At 63.4% G+C, this 16,673-nt stretch carries 17 protein-coding genes; 9 read left to right on the top strand and 8 right to left on the bottom strand.

Going from position 1 to position 16,673, the window contains the following annotated elements:
- Positions 1-5 precede the first annotated feature (5 nt).
- From ACH2DG_RS00680 to ACH2DG_RS00705, 6 genes are all read left to right on the top strand, one after another.
- Entirely contained in the window at positions 6-980 is a 975-nt protein-coding gene (locus tag ACH2DG_RS00680; RefSeq protein ID WP_395023804.1) for a Bug family tripartite tricarboxylate transporter substrate binding protein, read from the top strand.
- A gap of 24 nt (positions 981-1,004) precedes the next feature.
- Positions 1,005-1,226: a recombinase-like helix-turn-helix domain-containing protein gene (locus tag ACH2DG_RS00685; protein WP_184704273.1), complete on the top strand. Its 222-nt coding sequence runs from the start codon at positions 1,005-1,007 to the stop codon at positions 1,224-1,226.
- A gap of 19 nt (positions 1,227-1,245) precedes the next feature.
- Positions 1,246-2,271 (top strand): Rieske 2Fe-2S domain-containing protein, encoded by a 1,026-nt coding sequence (locus ACH2DG_RS00690; RefSeq protein ID WP_395023805.1) that lies wholly within the window; start codon positions 1,246-1,248, stop codon positions 2,269-2,271.
- Positions 2,268-3,227, top strand: coding sequence for a PDR/VanB family oxidoreductase (locus tag ACH2DG_RS00695; protein ID WP_395023806.1), 960 nt, complete (start codon positions 2,268-2,270; stop codon positions 3,225-3,227). The genes ACH2DG_RS00690 and ACH2DG_RS00695 overlap by 4 nt, the downstream gene beginning before the upstream one ends.
- A 24-nt stretch (positions 3,228-3,251) precedes the next feature.
- A complete protein-coding gene (locus ACH2DG_RS00700) occupies positions 3,252-4,307 on the top strand; it encodes a porin (RefSeq protein WP_395023807.1) in 1,056 nt (351 codons plus the stop codon).
- An 86-nt stretch (positions 4,308-4,393) separates the two neighbouring features.
- Positions 4,394-5,662 carry an MFS transporter gene (locus tag ACH2DG_RS00705; protein ID WP_395023808.1) on the top strand — a complete coding sequence of 423 codons (1,269 nt, stop codon included), beginning with the start codon at positions 4,394-4,396 and terminating at the stop codon, positions 5,660-5,662.
- A 102-nt stretch (positions 5,663-5,764) separates the two neighbouring features.
- Here the strand turns inward: ACH2DG_RS00705 and corA are convergent, their stop codons facing one another.
- From corA to tsaB, 4 genes are all read right to left on the bottom strand, one after another.
- Positions 5,765-6,751 (bottom strand): magnesium/cobalt transporter CorA, encoded by a 987-nt coding sequence (gene corA / locus ACH2DG_RS00710; RefSeq protein ID WP_395023809.1) that lies wholly within the window; start codon positions 6,749-6,751, stop codon positions 5,765-5,767.
- Between the two features lie 257 nt (positions 6,752-7,008).
- A complete protein-coding gene (locus tag ACH2DG_RS00715) occupies positions 7,009-7,545 on the bottom strand; it encodes a uracil-DNA glycosylase family protein (protein ID WP_395023810.1) in 537 nt (178 codons plus the stop codon).
- 347 nt (positions 7,546-7,892) lie between these two features.
- Entirely contained in the window at positions 7,893-8,393 is a 501-nt protein-coding gene (gene rimI, locus ACH2DG_RS00720) for a ribosomal protein S18-alanine N-acetyltransferase (protein ID WP_395023811.1), read from the bottom strand.
- Positions 8,390-9,121 carry a tRNA (adenosine(37)-N6)-threonylcarbamoyltransferase complex dimerization subunit type 1 TsaB gene (gene tsaB / locus ACH2DG_RS00725; protein WP_395023812.1) on the bottom strand — a complete coding sequence of 244 codons (732 nt, stop codon included), beginning with the start codon at positions 9,119-9,121 and terminating at the stop codon, positions 8,390-8,392. The genes rimI and tsaB overlap by 4 nt, the downstream gene beginning before the upstream one ends.
- A 263-nt stretch (positions 9,122-9,384) precedes the next feature.
- On the opposite strand from tsaB, the gene dacB reads away from it, so the two are divergent.
- Positions 9,385-10,917: a D-alanyl-D-alanine carboxypeptidase/D-alanyl-D-alanine-endopeptidase gene (gene dacB, locus ACH2DG_RS00730; protein WP_395023813.1), complete on the top strand. Its 1,533-nt coding sequence runs from the start codon at positions 9,385-9,387 to the stop codon at positions 10,915-10,917.
- Positions 10,918-11,149: 232 nt separating this feature from the next.
- Positions 11,150-12,598: an IS1182 family transposase gene (locus ACH2DG_RS00735; protein WP_395023814.1), complete on the top strand. Its 1,449-nt coding sequence runs from the start codon at positions 11,150-11,152 to the stop codon at positions 12,596-12,598.
- Between the two features lie 251 nt (positions 12,599-12,849).
- On the opposite strand, the gene ACH2DG_RS00740 is transcribed toward ACH2DG_RS00735, so the two are convergent.
- From ACH2DG_RS00740 to ACH2DG_RS00755, 4 genes are all read right to left on the bottom strand, one after another.
- Positions 12,850-13,290, bottom strand: coding sequence for a hypothetical protein (locus ACH2DG_RS00740; RefSeq protein WP_395023815.1), 441 nt, complete (start codon positions 13,288-13,290; stop codon positions 12,850-12,852).
- A 297-nt stretch (positions 13,291-13,587) separates the two neighbouring features.
- The gene (locus ACH2DG_RS00745; protein ID WP_395023816.1) at positions 13,588-14,001 is read right to left on the bottom strand and encodes a GNAT family N-acetyltransferase; all 414 of its coding nucleotides are present in this window, start codon (positions 13,999-14,001) and stop codon (positions 13,588-13,590) included.
- A gap of 15 nt (positions 14,002-14,016) precedes the next feature.
- Complete coding sequence (locus ACH2DG_RS00750) at positions 14,017-14,589, bottom strand: putative glycolipid-binding domain-containing protein (protein ID WP_395023817.1); 573 nt, start codon at positions 14,587-14,589, stop codon at positions 14,017-14,019.
- A gap of 63 nt (positions 14,590-14,652) precedes the next feature.
- The gene (locus tag ACH2DG_RS00755) at positions 14,653-15,558 is read right to left on the bottom strand and encodes a LysR family transcriptional regulator (protein WP_395023818.1); all 906 of its coding nucleotides are present in this window, start codon (positions 15,556-15,558) and stop codon (positions 14,653-14,655) included.
- Positions 15,559-15,695: 137 nt separating this feature from the next.
- Here ACH2DG_RS00755 and ACH2DG_RS00760 point away from each other — a divergent pair, with 137 nt between their 5' ends.
- Positions 15,696-16,562, top strand: a complete 867-nt coding sequence (locus tag ACH2DG_RS00760; protein WP_395023819.1) for a pirin family protein — start codon at positions 15,696-15,698, stop codon at positions 16,560-16,562.
- Positions 16,563-16,673 lie beyond the last annotated feature (111 nt).

A 16,673-nucleotide genomic window follows, 5' to 3' on the forward strand; every position in this document is an offset into this window, starting at 1 on the left:
CCACCATGAAAAACTCACGCCGCCAGATTTGCCTGGCCGTCGCCCTGCTGGCCTCCACCGCTGCTGGCAGCGCCATGGCCCAGGCCTACCCGAGCAAGCCCATCACCATCGTTGTGGCCTACCCGGCTGGCGGTGACACCGATGCCATGGCGCGCCTGTATGCCGACAAGCTGTCGCAGCGGCTGGGCCAGCCCGTGGTGGTGGAGAACCGGCCCGGCGCAAGCGGCACCATCGGCACGGTGCATGTGGCCAAGGCAGCGCCCGATGGCTATACGCTGCTGCTTGCGCCCAGCACCTTCTCGATCGCGCAGTTCGTGCTCAAGACTTCGGCCGCCTCGAGTTACGACGTGCTGCGTGGCTTCGTGCCTGTGGTGCAGACCAGCGTGCAGCCGCTGTTCGTCGCCACCAGCCAGGCCTCGGGCATCAAGGATCTGGCAGCCCTGACTGCGCAGGCCCGCAGGAGCGAGCTGACCTATGCCAGCCCCGGCAGCGGCTCGCCCATGCACATCCTCGGTGAAATGTTCAACAAGGCGGCTGGCGTCAAGCTCGCGCATGTGCCCTACAAGGGCGTGGCGCCCGCCGTCAACGACCTGATCGGCGGCCATGTGCCTGCCACTTTCATGACCTGGGGGCCGATTGCTCCCTACGCCGGCACCAAGGCGAATGTGCTGGCGGTGGCCGATGCCCAGCGCAGCCCGCTGGCGCCCAACGTGCCCACGCTGGCCGAGCTGGGCGTCAAGAACGTGGAAGTGACCGCCTGGCAAGGCCTCTTCGGCCCCAAGGGCATGTCTGCCGAGACCGTGAAGCTGCTGAACACCCACCTCAACGAAATCCTGAAGATGCCGGAAGTGGCGACCAAGATGGCCACCTTCGGCGCACTGCCTGCGGGCGGCGATGCGGCCCGGCTCGAGAAAACCAATGCGGCCGACTACGACCGCTTTGGCAAGCTCATCAAAGACCTTGGCATTCAGGCCGAGTGAACCGTTTTAGAAGGAGACCCCGCCATGGCTGTTGACCGATACCTTGAACCGCACCAGGCACGCCAGCGCCCTGCCACCCTGTTTGAAGACCTGCTGGGCGACGCGATTGAGCGCGCCTTTGGCGAAGGGGTGCAGACGCTGCCCGAGCTGGTGGCCTACATCAACCGCAGCGGCCCCGCCGGAGAGAACGGCGAAGCCTGGACGGAACAGAGCTTTGGCGCCCTGATGGCGCGCCTGGGCCACTGAAGCAGGAAAGGAGCACTCCATGAACGTACAAACCATTACCATCGATCCCGTGGATCGCTTGCTCACCAAAGGCCTGAGCAACCTCTGGTACCCCGTCTGCCCGTCTGATTTCGTGCAGGACAAGCCCATTTCGCTGCGCCGCTTCGGCTACAAGATTGCGCTGTGGCGCGATGCCGCAGGCCAGGTGCATGCGCTGGAAGACCATTGCCCGCACCGGGGCGCGCCGCTGTCGCAAGGGGTGATCCTGGGCGACCGGCTGGCCTGCCCTTACCACGGTGTGGAAGTGCGCTGCGACGGCACGGTGACCAAGGTGCCCGGCAGCCCCGGCTGCAAGCTGGAGGGCTCGCGCGCCGCGCTGGACTTTCATGTGCATGAAGCGCACGGCGCCATCTTCCTCTTCAACAGCGACAAGCATGTGGATACGCCGCCCGCGTTCTCCATGCCGGAGGAGCTGACCTCGCCCGAGTATTCGAGCTTTCTGTGCTATGCCGAATGGCGTGCGGATTACCGTTATGCCATCGACAACGTCATGGATCCGATGCACGGCACCTTCCTGCACAAGCAGTCGCACTCCATGTCCGAAGGCGACAGCAAGGCCACGTTCCAGGTGCGCGATACCGACACGGGCTTCGTCTTCGAGAAGGCGGGCCAGCGCGGCGTGAATTTCGACTGGACCGAGTGGGGCGAGACCGACATGCACTGGATGCGCCTGGAAATCCCGTATCCGAAGACTGGCGGGCCCGGCGGCAACTTTGCCATCATCGGCTGCGTCACGCCCATCAGTCCCGAGCTGTGTGCGGTGTTCTTCTGGCGGTGCCGCCGGGTGCAGGGCTGGATGCGCGACACCTGGCGCTTTCTGTACCGCAACCGCCTGGAGGCGCGCCACTGGGCGGTGCTGGAGCAGGACCGCGTGATGATGGAGCAGATGGAGTTTGACGCCAACGAGCGTGAAAACCTGTACCAGCACGATATCGGCCTGGTGCGCCTGCGCCGCCGCCTGCGCAGCCTCGCCAAGGATCAGCTTGAGGGAAGCGCCGCACCATGAGCAACAGCTTGCAGGCCTTCGTGCACACGTTGCGCTTCGAGGCCCAGGACACCATCAGCGTGGAGCTGCGCCCGGTGGATGGCGGCGAGTTTCCGGCTTTCACGGCGGGCTCGCACATCGACCTGCACCTGCCCAACGGGCTGGTGCGCAGCTACTCGCTCTCCAACGACAGCAGTGAGCGCCACCGCTATGTGGTGGGCGTGCTGCGCGACCGTGCCAGCCGTGGCGGATCGCGCTGTGTGCATGAGGCGTTGCGCGTGGGCCTGCCCATCACTATCTCCGAGCCGCGCAACCATTTCGCTCTCGACGAGGGCGCTGCGCATTCGGTGCTGGTGGCTGGTGGCATTGGCATCACGCCCATGTTGTGCATGGCACGCAGGCTCCACAGCCAGGGCCGCTCGTTCGAGATGCTGTACTTTGCACGTGAGCGCAAGAGCGCGGCCTTCCTCGCCGAGCTGCAGGCTCTGGGCATGCCGCTGCACCTGCATTTCGATGCCGAGGCGGGCGGACCGCCCGATCTGCGCGGCCTGCTGGCGCAGCGCACGCCTGATGCGGGACTGCACCATTACGCCTGCGGCCCGACGCCGATGCTCGATGCCTTCGAGAAGTTCTGCAGCGAGCTGGGCCACGCCAACGCACACATCGAGCGTTTCACGCCAGTGGAGGTCAAGGCATCGACCGATGCCCTCGCCAACTACACGGTGGAACTCAAGCGCAGTGGGCGCTTCATCGAGATCACGCCCGAGAAATCATTGCTGGACACCTTGCTGGAGGCTGGCGTCGATGTCGACCACAGCTGCTGCGAAGGCGTCTGCGGATCCTGCGAGACACGCGTGCTCGCAGGCGTTCCCGATCACCGCGACTCGGTGCTCAGCCCCAAGGAGAAGGCGAGCAACAAGGTGATGATGGTCTGCGTCTCCGGGTGCAAGAGCGAGACGCTGGTTCTGGATCTTTAACGACACACAAAGAGAGACAACACCATGAAAAAAATCGTGATTGCCGCTGGCCTGGCCAGCCTGGCAGGGGCGGCTGCTGCCCAATCCAAGGTCGAAATCTTCGGGGTCATCGATACCAATGTCACCCGGCTTTCGGGTTCTGGCTCGTCCAGCAAGGTGGGCCTTGCCACGGGCGGCGCCAATATCAGCCGCCTGGGTTTTCGGGGCACCGAAGACCTGGGAGGGGACCTGAAGGCGGGCTTCTGGCTGGAGGCGGGCCTCGATTCCGACACTGGCGCAGGCAAGGCTGCAGGCACCAGCGGCCTGGGCTTCAACCGCCGCTCCACCGTCAGCCTGCTGGGCAACTTTGGCGAGCTGCGCCTGGGTCGTGACGACTCCGCCACCTTTCTGAGCACGCTGATCTTCGATCCTTTCCTTACCAATGGCGTGGGTGGCACAGGCGCATTCACCATTCTGGGCATTCCGGGTTCGGGCACCGCCACGGGTGGCGCACCGATCCAGATCAGCAACGCGGTCAGCTACTTTCTGCCGCCCAATCTCGGTGGCTTCTACGGCCAGGCCCAGGTGGCATTTGGCGAACACACCAAGAGCGAGCCCAACAAGAACCAGGGCGATTACCGCGGCCTGCGCGCGGGTTACCGGCAAGGAGCCTTCAACGGCGCGCTGGCGATTGGCCGGTACTACGGCGACAACTCGGACAACAACATCACCGCCAGCAATGTGGGCCTGAGCTACGACCTGGGCATGGTCAAGCCGATGCTGCTATGGGCCAGCGAAAAGCGCGGTTCGCTGAAGGTGACGGCGCTGCAGCTGGGCGCCACGGCGCCGCTGGGCAATGGTGAGTTGCGTGCCTCTGTGGGCCACTACAACACGTCAGGCAGCAATGCGGACTGGAACAAGATTGCCGTGGGGTACGGCTACAACTTCTCCAAGCGCACACAGGTCTACGGCACGCTGGCCTACCTCAAGAACAAGGACGGATCGAGCCGTGCCATCGGCGTGCAGGGCCTGAGCGCCACGGGCTCCACCATGGGCGGCAAATCCACCGGCATGGAGCTGGGCATCCGCCATTTCTTCTGATCGCGGGCCGTGCCCTATGCGCCGCCCTTGCCTGAACGCAGGGGCTGGCGCGGGCGTGCTCTTTTATCTCTTAGGAAAGTCGCACCATGAATGACTCCCGTTCAATGCGCTGGTGGGGCGTGATCACGCTGTTCGTGATCGTTGCCATCTCTTATGTGGACCGGATCAATATCTCGGTTCTGATCACGGACCGCGATTTTCTCTCGCACATTGGCCTGACGACGGATGACCGTACGCGCCAGGGGCTGCTCGCTACCGCGTTCATGGTGGGGTACGGGGTGTCATCGCTGGTGCTCACGCCCTTCTGCGCGGCGCTGTTCGGTGTGCGGCGCAGCCTGATTGGCGGTCTGCTGCTCTGGGGGGTGGTGACCTTTCTGTCGCCTGCGATGAGCAGCTACGGGCTGCTGCTGGCCTCGCGCATTCTGCTGGGCGTGTCGGAGGGACCGCTGTTTTCGCTGGCAGGCAGCTACATCAAGGCACATTTCGAGAGCCGCGAGAATGGCAAGCCCAATTCGCTGGTCAACATGGGAACCGGGGTGGGGCTGGCCGTGGGGTATCCGCTGGTGGGCTACCTCGTGGCGGGACACGATTGGGAAACGTCCTTTCATGTGCTGGGCCTCATCAATGTGCTGCTCGGCATTCCACTGGTCTGGGCCTTCGTGCGCATGCCCAAGGTGGAAACCGGCATGCCCAAGCCACAGTCGCTGGGCCAGGCCGTGGGCCAGGTCGGCACCATCGTGCGCGGCGCCATGCATACGCGCTATCTGTGGCTCATCACCATTCTGACGGCGGCTTTTCTGTCCTACCTGTGGGGCAGCAGCAACTGGCTGCCTGCGTACCTGAAGGAGTCGCGCGGCTTCTCGATGCGCGAGATGGGCTGGCTGGCTTCGCTGCCGCAGTACGCCAGCGTGGCTGCGGTCTTTGTGGGTGGCATGATCATCGACCGCATTGCGCGCCGCCAGGTGCCGCTGATCTTCGTGTTCGGGAGCATTGGCGTGGCTGCCGCCGTGTGGCTGGCCATCCATATGGAAGACCGCTATGCGGCTGCCTATTGCCTGATTGCCGCCAATTTCTGCTGGGGGCTGATGAGCCCGGCCATTCCGAGCACCGTGCAGTACTGCGCGCGGCCTGAACACATTGCCAGTGCGTATGGCGTGGTCAATGGCGCGGGCAGCCTGGTGGCGGGCTTCATGCCGGCCATCATGGGCGCCGTGATCGGTGCGCTGTCGGCCCGTAGTGGAATGGGCGCAGGCTTCTTTGCAGGTTTTGCTGCGCTCATCGGTACGCAGGCGGTGGTGATGCTGTGCGGCATCATTCTGTGGGTGCGAGAGCGCCGCGCCACGCCGCAGTCATAAAAAATGAGCGCATGGCGCTCATTCTTCGTCGATTCCAAGGTGATTCATGCTTGAAGTGCTTGTACAGCAGGCGCTTCAAGCATCTTTTTTTGACAGGAATCTCTATTTCAGCCAGCCACGCTTGCGGAAGTACAGCATCGGTATGACGGCGCTGCATACCATCAGCGCGATGCCATAGGCATAGCCGTATTGCCAATCCACTTCAGGCATGTACTTGAAGTTCATGCCATAGACGCTGGCGATCAGCGTAGGGGGTAGCAGGGCAACGCTTGCCACCGAGAAGATCTTGATGATCTTGTTCTGGTTGATGTTGATGAAACCGACGGTGGCATCCATCAGGAAGTTGATCTTGTCGAACAGGAAGGCGGTGTGGTTGTCCAGCGATTCGATGTCACGCAGAATCTGGCGCGCATCCTCGAACTGGTCGGAGTTGAGCATCTTGCTGCGCATCATGAAGCTGACGGCGCGGCGCGTGTCCATCACGTTGCGGCGGATGCGGCCGTTCAAGTCTTCCTGGCGGGCGATGGCCGACAGCACCTCACTCGCGTGCGTGTCCGTCACATTGCCAGCCAGCACCTGGGTGCTGACTTTTTCCAGGTCGTCGTAAATGCCTTCGAGCGTGTCGGCCGAATATTCGGCGTCGGCGTCAAACAGCTTGAGCAGAACGTCCTTGCTGTCCTCGATGAGCCCCGGCGCGCGGCGTGCGCGCAGGCGCAGCAGGCGAAACACGGGCACATCCTCGTCGTGGATGGAAAACAGCACGCCGTAGCTTTTGAAGGCGGCGTTGTTCAGGTTCATGATGAAGGCCACACGCACGCTGCGCGGGTCTTCGTCGTCGTCGATCAGAAAGTCGCTGCGAATGTGCAGGTCGCCGTTGTCTTCTTCGTAGAAGCGGGCGGATTCCTCAATGTCCTGGTCCATCGCGTCTTCGGGGATGGACAGGCCGTAGTGCTGCTTGACCCAGCGCTTTTCTTCCAGCGTGGGCGATTCCAGATCGACCCAGATCGGCTGAAAGCGTGCAAGATCCTGCAGCGACTCGATCTCTTCCTGCACCAGGCGGCCATTGGCGAGCGTAAAGATGTTGAGCATAGGCTCACTTCCTTGTTGTTTTTGGTCTGCAAAAGGGGGAATGGGGCGCTTCCAACCCTTGTGCAACAACGCGCGGCCAGGGTGGAAGCTACCAACTAGGGTAGGGATCCAAGGAGATTGCTCCGATTGATGGAATGGGCGCCATTATGGCATTGCAGCATGGCCCAAGCATGGCGGTGCGCAATTACAGCAGGCCGCCCGGGCGCCTGCGTTGCCATGGCCCCACGGCATGGCGAAGGTATGGGCGGTTGCGGGTTTCAGCGGCCTGTGTGGGCCAGCGCCAGGCACAGGTCGGCCCAGGTCTCACCCTTGGACTTGGGCACGCGCAGCAGATGCGAGGGGTCGTAGGTGACCACCGCAGGCAACCGGCTGGCACCCACCTGGTGCACCTGCTGGCGCAGGCGGGAGAAGGGCTGCTCACCCCCCAGCAGGTGGCGGGCGGCGGGCAGGCCCAGCACGAGCGCCATCGCGGCCCCCGTGTCCTGCACCAGCGCGTCGATGCTGTGGCTGGACGGCTCCTGTCCTTCGCCTTGGCCGGTATCCTGCCCCGGGGCCAGGCGTGCCAGCGGCACCCAATACACGGGGGCGTCAGTCAGGCGCATGGCGCGCAGCATGTTGATGACCAACTGGCCCGCTTTGCCCTGTGGCGGCGCGCCTTCGGGCAGCTCGGCCACCACCAGCCAGGCGGGCTGGCTGCTGGCGGGGGCGGGTTCTGTCTGCAGCTTGGCGTCTCGCAGATCCAGCAGCACCGGAGCGCGCAGCGCAAAGCGCACACGCGGAAAATCTTCTGGCATGGCCTGCGCCGCAGGTGCCACATGCGTAACAGGCGCAGCTGAGGGGGCTGCCTCAGTACGGGCAGGGGACGGCGTGGGGACGGGCTCTGCAGGGGCTGGCAATGGGGCTTCTGCGCCCGAAGGGGTTACAAGGGGTCGATCTGCTCTGTTTTCAGGAGCTATTGGTGCGCTACGGTCGGGCGCCAGAGCCTGTTTTTTCTCTGAAACCCGCGCAGGTGCTGCCGTTGGGGGAGCTACCTCGGCGGCTGGGGCCGCCACGGGCGCGGCAGACTCGGGCCACCACAGCGGGTGGCCCATCTCTTGCAGCATGGCGCGTTGGCGGGCATCCAGGTTCAGGCTCATACGGATCAGGCGGAAACAGGCAACAGGTAACGCATCACCACGGCGTCTTCGCGTTCCAGGTGAGACACCGGATAGTAACCCTTGCGCAGCCCCACGGCCTCAAAACCGAAACGCAGGTATATCTGCTGCGCGCGGACGTTGCCTTTGCGCACCTCCAGCCAGATGGTGCCAGCGCGCACGCTGGCGGCCCAGCTTTTGAGCTGCTCCAGCAACACCTTGGCCCAGCCCTGGTGCTGGTGGCGCGGGTTGACGGTGATGTTGAGCAGATGCACCTCGTCCACCCCCTGCATCGCAACAAAATAACCCACCAGCTGGGAATCGATCCACAGCAGCTGGATGCCATAGCCCATGGCCATCGAATCGATGAAGTTGCCACGGGTCCATGGATGGCTGTAGCACTGGTTCTCGACGGCCAGCAGGGCATCGAGGTGGTCGATCTGCAGCGCAGACCAGTGCAACTGCGGTTCGGGCTGCCGGTCCATTGCCAGTTTCGCTCCTGACGTCATGCCTGGGGCGCCGCCTTTGCGGGTGCAGCGGTCTGCTGGCTGGCCTTGATGGCCTCGCGCTCTGCCGTGGTCTTGGCGACCTTGTCGCGGATATAAAGGGGCAGCGCATCCTGCGCCGCCACGGCATGCCCTTTGGCGAGCAGCGCGGGCGCCAGGTTCAGCAGGGCGCTGGCAGTAGGCATGGCATGTACATGCGGCAGTGCGGGCAGCAACCGGTCGCCATAGGGCGCCTGGGCATTGCCCGCCACCGTAAAGCCGCTGATCGCCAGCACATCCTGTGGCGGGCCTACAGTCAACTCGGTCTGCAGCAGCCATTGTGCGTCTGCGTAGGCATAGGCGGCGCTGTAGACCTCGTCCATTCGGGCGTCAAGGCACGCCAGCACCTGCGTGCAGCCATGCTGCAGGCGGGCCTCTTCGGCGACAGCCACCAAGGTATCCACCGGCAGCACCGGCACCTGCTGACCCTGGCTGCTGGCGGCAAACGCCAGGCCCTGGCTGATGGCGCAGGCCGTGCGCAGCCCGGTGAACGAGCCCGGCCCCCGGCCAAACACGATGGCATCCAGTTCGGTAAAGGCAAGGCCCGCCTCCGCCATCAGCGCGCGCACGGCGGGCAGCAACTGGCTCGACGACTGCGCGCCACCCGCACCGCTGTGCAGCCAACGCTGGCTGCCGCGCGCCACGGCGATGGAAAGGGTGTCGGTACTGGTATCGAGGGCAAGCAGATTCATGGGGAGGGAGGCGCCATCAACCGGGGCGCCACTAGGCAGGCCTGCAGGCACAAAGGCGGGCAACGGGGCATTATCGCGGCAAAGCCAAGGCTGCACGCTGGGCTTGGGCATAGCGGATAGACTGCTGCGATGCAACAGAACTGCAGCATAGCCAACAGATAGCCGGAACAATGCAACACCAGGTTCGTACCGAGACACGCCTCCGCCCACCCCTTTCTTTCGCAGACAGCACCAGCAATGGCAGCCGCCCGTGGCTGCAATCCATGGCCATTGCCATGATTGCGCTCGGCCAGGTGGCCTGCGCGCAGACCCCTGCCATGCAAGGTGCAGAGCGCACAACGCCTGCGGCAGGGGCAGTGCAGGTGGCGCCCAATCCTTCTCCGGCCGTCCGCGCACCGGTTGCACAGTCGGCGCCTGCGGCGCCCGTGCAGCCCGCCAGCACCATTGCCACGGGCCGCCTGCCTGCCGAGGTCGAGGCCGCGCTGCAACGCGGCAAGCTGGCACCCGACTCCGTATCGGTGGTGGTGATGGACGCCAGTGGCACCCAGCGCCCCTTGCTGGATGTGCGCAGCGACGTACAGCGCAACCCCGCATCGGTGATGAAACTGGTCACCACCTTTGCCGCGCTGGAGCTGCTGGGCCCCGCCTACACCTGGGACACCTCCATCAGCACGGATGGCAGCATTGCCAAGGGGGCATTGAACGGCAACCTCTACATCCAGGGCTCGGGCGACCCCAAGCTGGTCATGGAGCGACTGTGGCTGATGCAACGCCGCCTGCAGGATCGTGGCGTCAAGGTCATCGTGGGCGACGTGGTGCTGGACCGCAGCGCCTTTCAACTGCCGCCCATCGACCCGGCCTATTTCGACAACGAGCCCTTCCGCCCCTACAACGCGGTGCCTGATGCCCTGCTGGTCAACTACAAATCGATGACCATGAGCTTCATGCCCGACGCCGCTGCCGGCGTGGCGCGCATCGCCTACGAGCCCGCCATTGCCCACATGAACCTGCCGGCAACCGTGCCGCTGGTGAACACCAAGGGCGACTGCGGCAACTGGCGCGCCGCGCTCAAGGCCAATTTTGCCGTTGCGGGCCAGATCCAGTTTGCGGGCGGTTACCCCGCGGCCTGCGAGGAAAACAGCTGGTCCGTTGCCCCCGCAGCCCCCGAAAGCTTTGCACCGCGTGTGTTCGAAGGCATGTGGCGCGAGGCCGGTGGCAAGATCACCGGCCAGGTGCGCTTTGGCGCTGTACCGCAGGGCGCCGCGCCGCTGATGCGCTTTGATTCGCCCAGCCTCACCGAGGTGGTGCGCGACATCAACAAATACAGCAACAACGTCATGGCGCAGCAGGTTTTCCTCACCCTGGGCAAGCAGCGCGCCGGTGTCGGCACCTTTGAAGGCGGCCGCCAGGCGGTGGCCCAGTGGTGGAGCGAGCGCATGGGCGGCATGAGCCAGCCCACGGTGGACAACGGCGCAGGCCTCTCGCGCGATGCGCGCGTTACCGCAGGGGGCCTGGCCAAAATGCTGTCCGTCGCGTGGACCAGCAATGTCATGCCCGAGCTGATGGCCTCCATGCCCATCGTGGGTGTGGACGGCACCATGAAAAAGAGCAAATCGAGCGCCGTGGGCGGCGCCCACCTCAAAACTGGCACCCTGCGCGACGCCTCGGCCATTGCTGGCTACGTCAACGGCGCCAACGGCCGCCGCTGGGTGGTGGTAGCCCTCGCCAACAGCGACAACGCCCCTGCGGCGCGGCCCGCCTGGGATGCGCTGATTGACTGGGTGGCGGCGCAGTGAGGGTATGGGTTCGATAGCGGTTGGTGCTTTAGGAAAGGGACTTTACCGGGGTGATTAACCGTTGCGAGTGGCTGGCGCTGTGAGTGGGTGTGAAAGGCTGCAAACGACCCGCTGCTGTCGCTCACACCTTTGACGCCAATGTCTGCTGCGCAGCGAGGCTGTGTGAAAACCCTCTCGCAGTCTGCCGCATGGGTCAGTAGAGTCCGTAGACATATTGAGCACCGAGGTAAATATGTCCAGATACATCGAGGGTCAGGATCGACAGCAGGTTACGCTGCTGCCAGAGTGCCTTGATGACTTCATCGCAGAGGACAACACGGTTCGAATCGTTGATGCCTTTATCAACGAGTTGGACTTGGCGGCCTTGGAGTTCAGCGGCATACAGCCGGCTGCAACGGGCCGGCCTTCATATCACCCCTCTGTGCTGTTGAAGCTCTACCTATACGGCTACCTCAACCGCATCCAGTCCAGCCGCAGGCTGGAGCGCGAATGCCAGCGAAACGTGGAACTAATGTGGCTGACTGGCCGGCTCGCTCCCGACTTCAAGACCATTGCGGACTTCCGGCGCGACAACGGCACGGGCATCCGCAACGTCTGCCGTCGCTTCGTGATGCTGTGCCGCGAGTTGAAGCTGTTCACCGAGGCCGTGGTGGCCATTGACGGCAGCAAGTTCAAGGCCGTCAACAACCGAGAGCGCAACTTCACGCCTGGCAAGATCGAACGCCGTGAGCGCGAACTGGAAGACAGCATCCGGCGCTACCTCGACGCCTTGGAGACGGCAGACCGAACCCAGCCTGCGGAGATGCAGGCCAAGACTGAGCGCCTGCAAGGAAAGATCCAGAAGATGCGCCAGCGCCTGCAAGACCTGCAGGTGGTCAAGGCACAGCTGGAGACCCTGCCAGATCGCCAGATCTCCCAGACGGATCCCGATGCACGCGCTATGACCACTTACAGCGCCAAGGGCACGGCCATGGTGGGCTACAACGTGCAAGCTGCGGTAGACACAAAGAACCATCTGATCGTTGCCCACGAAGTTACAAACAACGGCAGTGACCGGGCGCAGCTGAGCCGGATGGCCCTGGCGGCACGCGATGCGATGGGCAAGCGCCGATTGAGGGCCATCGCCGACCGTGGCTACTACAGTGGTCCTGGACTCAGGGCTTGCGAGGACGCCGGAGTTGCGGCGCTTGTTCCCAAGCCCATGACATCCAACGCCAGGTTTGAAGGTCGGTTCGACAAGACCGACTTCATCTACATCGCCCGCGACGATCAGTACCAATGCCCAGCAGGTCAACGTGCGATCCGCCGCTTCAGTCGAGAAGAAGCTGGGTTGCAGATCAGCATCTACTGGTCCAGCGCCTGCCCCGCCTGCGCAATGAAAGCGCAATGCACAACGAGCCAGTACCGGCGCATCCGGCGATGGGAACACGAGGAGGTCATGGACAAGGCCCAGCAACGGTTGGACCAGATGCCTCACGCCATGACGGTGCGCAAGAGCACCGTCGAGCATGTCTTCGGCACCCTCAAATACTGGATGGGCTGGACGCACTTCCTGACCCGGGGCATCGAGAACGTGGCCACCGAGATGAGCCTGAGCGTGTTGGCGTACAACTTCAAACGCGTTCTCAGCATCCTGGGCGTCGAGCGGACCAGGAAAGCGATGCAACTGCTGGGCGCATAGGCGCCCTTTTTAGCCACTGCGCGCCCGATCTACAGCCTCGAGCGGGCTCCAGCATCACCTTGGAGGGCCAAGGCCGGGGTCAGTTCGCACAACGGACGAAGCATGCGAGATGCGAGTGAATTGTGCGGGTCCCCAGAGAGTTATCACACAGCCTCCAGCGATTGCCGTCATTGATACAGCCAAGTCTACCCACCACCTCATGACAATCCTCGGCCGCTCGAGCCTGCGAGTAGGATCTCTGCGTGGGGCGCTCATACCTTGGCGAGGAAGGCCGCCGCATCACCGGCTTCACACTTCCAGTCTGCGAAGACCCCAACCAGATTGCATTCCACGCAGTGGCAAGCGATGTAGTACCAGCGCACGTCATGTGTACCCTTGTACACGGAGACGCCGGATACCAGCTCGAACACCTCGTTCTCGCACACGCACGCGTGCCCGCCGGGGGCGGCCTCTTGAACGTAGTCCGCGCTGTCGCCCATGAGGTGTTCCTGCCCGCAGTCGCTGCAGGTGCGGATTGCCACGCCGGCCTCTTCATCGGTCTGCAGCGCAAAAGTCCGGCAACCGCAATCGCATTTGGACGAGGCAAACCGGACGGCCTCATGGCCATTCGCAACGCTGTAGCTGCGCAGCTCGGCTTGGGTGTCGCCGGACGTCGTCCCGTACATGAACTCGCCCTTTTTCGTCAGTGCCATTGATGCTGTTCCATTCTTCAAGGTTGGCTTCACGGCAGACCTGAGGCCAGGCTGCCCCGATCATCTGGATTTTGCCTGAAGGCACGGTGAGTCGTCGTTGAGGGGGCGGGGCGGAGTGGTCGCCGACAAGGGCGGCGGAAATCCTTGAATGCCAATTCTTGGAGATTGCAGCCAGAGACCATCAAATTCAGCTATTGATCGCCGCTGACATTCGATATTGAAGCTCTTATGCCAGCTCTCACCCTGCACCAGCCGCTGAAGTGAACTAAGCGGCTCACCAGCGGCACTGGTAGCTCCTTAGCCTGCACCGCTGCGAGAACGCTCCATGGCCTCGCTCGAAGCTACAAACCCCAGCTTTGCAAAGAATTCGGGCGCTTGCCCGCGCGATGCGCGAAGCACCCAGGTGATGCTGTCGTCGTCTTTCACAATCTCTTCCACCAGGCGTTTGCCGATGCCCTGGCCGCGCCATTCGGGGGCTACGACCACCATCGAGAGGTAGCCGTTGGAGAGACCGTCGGTGATGGCGCGGGCAAAGCCGATGGTCTGGCCCTGCGAGGTGGCGACAGCCACCCGCTGTGAGGCGGTGATCAGGCGCTCCAGAAAGAGGTTGCTCGGTATGCGGTGGGCCCAGCCGTGGGCGGTCAACAGTTCAAATATGCCTTCCAGGTCGGTGGCTACAAAGCCGCGGATATGCACGGGGTGGTTTTTCATGGCGTGGCCCACTTTTCATTGGTTCTCATCCATGCCCAGCATTCTCCACAGTCCCGGATATTCTGATACCACGCCGAAATCGGTGACCTCCAGCCTGGCGCGGTAGTGGTGCTCCGGGGATGCGTATTCGTAGGCGTGTGGGCTGACGCGGTGGTAGGTTTGCTGCAGCCTTTTCACCTGCCAATCATCGGCGTCCAGCCATATGGCGACGGTTGAAGCGGTTTCAGAGGCTTGCAGGTTCAAACGCCGTATGGCGTTGGTATTGCTGGCCGGAGTGAAGCCCAGGTCGATGTCGACCAACCCGTCAAGGCTGTGATCGGGTTGCGCGTTGATGAGCCATGTTCCGCTGGTACCACGGGCGATGTGCAGGCCAATATTTCTGGTGCCTACCCAGCCCTGTACGGTCGCTTCCTGGCTGGCCCAGTGGCTGTCGCAGCGCAATTGGTAGTGCAGGTTGGCGGTGCTGGCAGTTTTGCCCTGGTGGTGGAATACGGCCGTGCCTTCGATTGTCCAGCCACCCGGGCCTTGGGTGACGCGGCAGGCGTCCAGACCTTCCTTGTCCAGGCATTTCCAGAGTACGGTGTACATGGGCTCACTCCTGATTCAGATGGTGGCGGACTCCATGGTGAACGCGCTATTCGTTCGCCGCCTTCAGCATTCCACCTTGGCAAACTCCACGGCCAGATGGTCGATCAGCGCGCGCACGGCGGGCAGCATGCCGCGGCGGCTGGCAAATACGGCGTGCACGGCTTCTTCGCGCGGGCCCCATTCGGGCAGCACGCGCACCAGGGTGCCGGCGGCAATCTGTTCGTGGATCATGATCATGGGCAACTGCACGACGCCCAGGCCTGCCAGCGCAGCGCCGCGCAGGGCCACCATGTCGGTGGTGATGAGGCGGGGCTGGTGGGCAATGCTGATGGCTTTTTCCTCAGCGTGCTGCAGGTGCCAGATGAACTGTTGTTCGGGTGAGCCGAGCCACAGGCTGGGCCAGGTCGAGAGATCCTGCGGCGCGCGCGGCTGGGCCTGGCGTGCCAGCAGGATCGGGCTGGCCACAAGGTGCTGTTTGTGTACCGAGAGCATGCGCACGGACAGGTCGCTGTCTTCGAGTGGCATGGTGCGTACGCGAATGGCCAGGTCCAGCCCTTCGCCGATGACATCGACGCGGCGGTTGGTGGCATCGAGCTGCACCGTCACATCGGGGTACATCACCATGAAGTCGGTGAGCATCTTGTGCGCCAGCTCGTGCAGCAGGGTGATGGGGCAGGAGAGCCGCACCACGCCGCGCGGGGTAGCCTGCACGGCTTCCACGCTGCGCTGGGCCGCATCGGCCTCCACCAGCATGGCCTTGCAGTGCTGGTAGTAGGTGTGGCCGATTTCGGTGACGGCAAATTTGCGGGTGGATCGCAAGAGCAGGCGCACGCCCAGGCGCTCTTCCAGCAGGGCAATGCGGCGGCTGAGCTTGGATTTGGGCATGCCGAGCGCGCGGCCTGCCGGGGCAAAGCCACCGTGGTCCACCACCTGGACAAAGTAATACAGGTCGTTGAGGTCTTGCTGCATGGGCGCTCTCTATATCGTTCTTCAAATAGAACGAATTGGGCCAATTATGCCCTCTAGTGCAAGCAGTGTTCCATCCTCATAATTGCAGTACGGCCTCCAGCACGATGGACTGGCGGGCCATAGAAGGAAACACCACCATGAAAAACGTTCTGCAGGTTCAAGACGCACCCCGCCAGCATTGGGTGGGCGATGGCTTTCCCGTGCGTTCGCTTTTTTCGTACCAGAGCCACGGCAAGGCGCTCAGCCCTTTCCTGCTGCTCGATTTTGCCGGCCCGGCCGAATTTGCGCCCGCCACCACGCCGCGTGGCGTGGGCCAGCACCCACACCGGGGTTTCGAGACGGTCACCATCGTCTATGACGGGGAAGTGGCGCACCGCGATTCGACTGGCCAGGGTGGCGTGATCGGGCCCGGCGATGTGCAGTGGATGACGGCGGGCGCTGGCATTCTGCATGAGGAGTTCCACTCGCCCGCTTTCACGGAGAAGGGCGGCCCGCTGCGCATGCTGCAGCTGTGGGTGAACCTGCCAGCCAAGGACAAGAGTGCGACTGCGGGCTACCAGGGCATTGCCAATGCGCAGATTCCTGCAGTGGCGCTGCCCGGCGATGCAGGGCAGGTGCGGGTGATTGCCGGCAGCTACGCAGGGCAAACGGGCCCGGCCCGCACTTTCACGCCGATGAATGTGTGGGATGTGCGCATCCGCGCAGGGCAGACGGCCACGCTGGAGTTGCCCGACGGCTGGAGCACGGCGCTGGCCATGGTGGAAGGAGTCGCACTCGTCAATGGCGAGCATGTGGCGCGCGAAGCGCAGCTGGTGGTGATGGAGCAATCCGGCACCACGGTCACCATCGAGGCCAACAGCGATGTGGTGCTGCTTTTGATGAGCGGTGAGCCTATCAACGAGCCCATCGTCGGCTATGGCCCGTTTGTGATGAATACGCAGCAGGAGATCGTGCAGGCAGTGAACGATTTCAACAGCGGCAAGTTCGGCAGCATGCGGGCGTGACAGGGTTTTGCCTAAAATGGCTCTCAACGCTTGATGGGTAAGCGCTGGCCACTATCAAAGCCATAGAGCGCGATAGGCGCAAAAAAACGGACACCTCGGTGTCCGTTTTGC

It is taken from the genome of Comamonas odontotermitis, from assembly GCF_040396735.1.
Lineage (GTDB): Bacteria > Pseudomonadota > Gammaproteobacteria > Burkholderiales > Burkholderiaceae_C > Comamonas > Comamonas odontotermitis_C.